Annotated in this window: 2 protein-coding genes; both read right to left on the bottom strand. The window is 41.1% G+C overall.

The annotated features are described in order from the left end of the window. Nucleotides 1-123: 123 nt before the first annotated feature. The gene (gene brxL / locus J7K79_RS06020; RefSeq protein ID WP_296906308.1) at nt 124-2136 is read right to left on the bottom strand and encodes a protease Lon-related BREX system protein BrxL; all 2013 of its coding nucleotides are present in this window, start codon (nt 2134-2136) and stop codon (nt 124-126) included. Between the two features lie 12 nt (nt 2137-2148). After that, the gene (locus J7K79_RS06015) at nt 2149-4383 is read right to left on the bottom strand and encodes a PglZ domain-containing protein (protein WP_296906305.1); all 2235 of its coding nucleotides are present in this window, start codon (nt 4381-4383) and stop codon (nt 2149-2151) included. Nucleotides 4384-4463: the final 80 nt, after the last annotated feature.

Raw genomic sequence — 4463 nt, 5'->3', positions numbered from 1 at the left:
CTTTGACAACCTTGCTCCCTGTGAATGCATTAATGATGGCGAAGACATCGGTGTTGAAGATGTTCTTAATAATATTAGCGAGGCCATAAAGCTGTTTGAAAACCAGAACGGAGGGTGAAGTTTTCAGTCCTCAAGCCTGCCGCGCAAAAAGGCATCTTCAGGTGTGCTTATAGGAATAGGTATTGTTTTTGAAATGATATCAACAGATATACTGCCAAGTTTGTTCATCTGCTCAATGGGAACCGTTACAGATTTAGCGCCATTTTCGACAAGCATAGTCAGCCGATCTACAAAACTGAGCGTTGTTTTCAAGCTTCCCGTTATGGTCATGTCGCCTATCACGCCAAAACCTTTTTTCATCAACGTCCTGTGAAACGCCGAAAGCATGGAAACGAAAACCGCCACTGAAACATCTTTTCCTACCTCTTTACCAAGCATAGGATACGCTTGTACCGTTATCGTGTAGTCCTTCAAAGTCATATTCATAGGCAAGAGTTTTTTCTGGTTTGCGGCGAGATAACTGAAAGCTGTGTTCGCCGCTTCCTTGAAGGAAGAGTTTCCGCCAACGGAAAATTTGTTCTGACCGGGAGAAACAACTGTCTCTATTTTTATTAGGTTAGTTTTCCCATCAACCACTGAAACGGTGTACACAATACCTGGAGGTAACGGATCTTGAGAAATGAGAACCCCTTTTCCTCCTTCTTTAACGGAAACATAGGTTTCCTGTTTGGCTTCTTTATCGATATATGAGAGGTTCGTCTCCCAAAACTCCAGGCCTCCCATTTTCTTCAATTGTTCCTTGATTCTTCTACGCATTTCGATTGCAAACTCAAGTACTTTCTTGATGCCCTCTTTCTCATAGCTCTTATCCGGGTATAACAACTTTAGCAAACCAGAACAGGTCTTTCTAACTGCCTTTTCATCTCTTCTATTTAACTGCATTCCTAACTCGAAATAACGGTCTATAACGTCAACCGCTGAGTAACTGCGCAAAGATTTTAAAACCTCTGAAAAGTAATCTATGGCAAACCCGAAATGGTTCGTAAAAAGCCCCGCTTTTAATTTAGGAACTTCCCAGCCGGGAAGGTACGCGTGTATCCTATCGAGAAAAGCGGTATCCTGCATTTCTACGGGGAAAGGCTCAAAAAGATTCGAAAGTTTCAAGAGTGTCTGCACATCGTCGTTTATGTTTCCGTTAAATACCATAGATGCTTCCGCTACGACCTCGACCTTCCTTGCAAATGTTCCCGACTCCATGTAATCTTTGAGCATTTGGAGTGCGTACTGGTCTTTGAATTTTATTCCTGCGACTTCATCAAAAGCGACGACGTCCCATTCACCTATCAATCCCACTTTCCCTCTGGCAATATTATAAAACAGCTGAGCAACCGTCGTATTTCCTCCAGAAAGCAAAAAAGCATAGGGGGAAATTTCTCGGTACACATAAGATTTTCCCGTAGCTCTTGGTCCAAGCTCTACAAGGTTGTAATTCTTCTCCACTAAAGGAACGAGTCTCAAAAGAAGAAGCATCTTTTCTCTCCAGCTCAATTTCTCTGGCTCAAGGCCGATCGACCTCACCAGCAGATCTATCCATTCCTCGGTAGTGAATGCATTCCTTTTCTCAGTGAATTTCTCACTTATGAAATTTGAAAGCTGTATAGGGAAAATCTTCTCCACCACGAAAGGCCTGCCGGGATATGACTCATGATCGTAAATCAGATCAATAACTGCCCAAATACCACCGAGCAGCATTTTGGGATTCTCTTTGACGATCTCATCAGAGATAACGCCATTTTTTACATTAAGATTCTGAAGGAATGCATCATATTGATTGCTGTTTGTATCAAGAACAGCGGATATCCTATCGATAATCCTGAAACAGCCTTTGTCTCTGAGTTTCATCTTCACATACTCCGCTTCATCCGGGCGAAGGAAATGTTCTTTCAGGATATTCTCCACATTCTCGACATTTTTTGGATTTTCGAGGTCGGAAAAATCGGCATAAGATCCGAGAAGGTGCTCAAGCACATATACAGGCACGTTGTATCCGATCTTGAGCTTCCTCACTAATGCCTTGCTTATCACATAATCTGAATATACATTGATAACTTTTTTGTCGAGTTCATCCAAGGCCATGAAATCACCCTCTCAAAAAAGAAGCTTTCTCGCTGGCAAAAACTTGACATCCACGTAATCGAGTAATTTTCCGTTGTCTTTATCCCTGACGGATATTCTCACAGTTTCCCCGCTCTCTGCACTAAAGGTTATCTGCACTCTCACTTCATCTTCAACATCTTTCGCGATATCAATCTTTTTCTTTCCCACTTCCAAATATACCTTATTCGGTTTCCCAAACATTCTGTTCTCAGACACCAGAACAACATCAAAGGTGTTTCGTTGGACAGTTTTCAAATCCTCTTTGTTTTTAATTTTGACACCCATTTTTACCATCTCCTTTACAGGTGTAACTATCACATGTGGAATGAGAACCTCCTGCAGGCTGGCACCGCCATGCAAAAATCTTCCTGCTTTGCCTTTGAAAACAGTGCTACCAAATGCATAACTGATATAAGTGCCTTCAATATGTTCTTTTAAAACTTCCTCTGAAGCATCGGGGCATTCATTTGAAAGCTTGTATCTGGAAGTTGAATCAAAGGCGGTTTCTTTGACTCCTTTTACCTTTGATTCTGTATCGGCTAAATAAAACCCGTGGTCTGAAACCATATGCACTTCATAGCCCTTTTGCAGGAGTTTTATCACTGTATCTTTAAGTTTCTCAATAATTTGCGAAAGGAATTCTGCAAAGTCGCCATGTCCAAGTTTATCGATTTCCTGTGACTTCAAAACAACCTTATCAGAAGAGGCCTTTGAGTAATCGCCAAGCGAAAGAAACTGCACATCCTCTATAAAAGCCTTTAGATTTTCCTCTCTGTCTTGAACCGTCACTATTTCACGGTTAGTCTGTCTATCGTAAATAGCAACGTGTTTTTCCTTGTTCAACCTTTTTTCGATCTCCCCTGAAGAAAACAATGCCCCCATACCCACAAGGGTTTCTGTGGGCGTTACAGCAATTATAGGCTCTATTTCAAGCTCTGCACCTCTACCAACGTTCAGGCTTTTGGTAAGCTCAAATCTCATGGCATCGACAACGATAACAGCAATCTTTCCTTGATTCTCAAGTATTCTTCGTATGAGACCAGCTTGGTTTGCCTCGATTTTTTCAGGAGCGTAATAGTTCCTCCAAAAATTCTCAGTTTCTATAAGCACTTCTTGGATTTCTTTTTTTGCAAAATCCTTTAAGTCATGGGGAAGCCTCAATTTTTGAAGTTCTCGCCATAACTGATCGAATTTCCATATATCTTTTGCGTAGAGATCAATAAGGTTATCAATAGACTCGACTTTGCTAAAATCTGGCTTGTCGAGCAAAATTTCAAGTTTTAAAAAGTCTTTCCATGAAAACTCATCGGTGTATTCTTCAAGACCAGCTCTATTACGTTTCTTTGCCCTATCTCTGACAAAATTCAGTATTTTGGCTTTATCCTCTTTTTGCAGGAACTCTTTCGCCGTTTTCAAAAACAGTTCGTTTTCTATCTGAACAAAAGGATGATTGGGATGGTTTATAAAGTCATCAATATTCTCAAGTAATTCCTCTTTTCGTAATTCCTCAAAATCTCTGGCAAAACTCATAAGAACCTTTTCATATGTTTTCGAATCCTCCCATTTCTTATAGAATTCAGCAACGTAATCGGAAGGACTTTCGAGAAAATTCTTTTCGAGGATAAATTCGCCAAACTTTCTGGAAGCCTCTTTCAACGAAGTTTCATGGGGAATTTCCATACCGAAACGTTCCTTCAACACTTGCTCATACAAGAGGTTCTTTTGCTCCTGGGTAACCTCAAGACCCTCAGGATCTTCAAGAAACGCCAACAATCCCTCTTCTATTTCCCTGAGTACTGCTGTCAATCCTTTCTCTTTTACTTTGTTCCACCATTCTTCATCCTTCTTAAGCCCGATCTTCACAATCGAAATGGTCGTTCTTTTGTTGTAATTACTGGGTGAAATCCCAATTTCAGAAAGAAGGTTCGCTGCCGTGATGTTGAGCCCGTTTCCTCTATCCCAATATTCCGCGAGGTGTACAAGAGACTTATCTCTGATATCCCCGATATACACCAACACCTTCCGGCCCTGCTGAGCGAGACGTTCGGCTTCAAGCATAGTCATGAATTCCTCTGAAAGATCTAAAAGCTGTATGAACACCCAGCCATGCTCTTCAAGCGCGCCGATAAATTTGCCAACCACCTTGTCGGGATCTCTCAAAACAACAGGGATTTCTATGTTGCATTTATTCAATCGTTCATTTATTTTGTCAAGCACAACTGCCATAGAATCACCACCGAATTTTTTGCTTCTAAACCAACGTTATAACTTCTTAATCCTTCGCGATTTTCTTCACCACTCCACGT

Source organism: Thermotoga sp., from assembly GCF_021162145.1.
GTDB lineage: Bacteria > Thermotogota > Thermotogae > Thermotogales > Thermotogaceae > Thermotoga.
The sequence above is the reverse complement of the archived record's forward strand: the minus strand, read 5'-3'. Positions and strand labels throughout refer to the sequence as shown.

What these genes read in the sequence shown, in the direction of transcription:
- J7K79_RS06015 (WP_296906305.1), bottom strand. Translation starts at nt 4,383, where the DNA reads ATGGCAGTTGTGCTTGACAAAATAAATGAACGATTGAATAAATGCAAC.
- brxL (WP_296906308.1), bottom strand. Translation starts at nt 2,136, where the DNA reads ATGGCCTTGGATGAACTCGACAAAAAAGTTATCAATGTATATTCAGAT.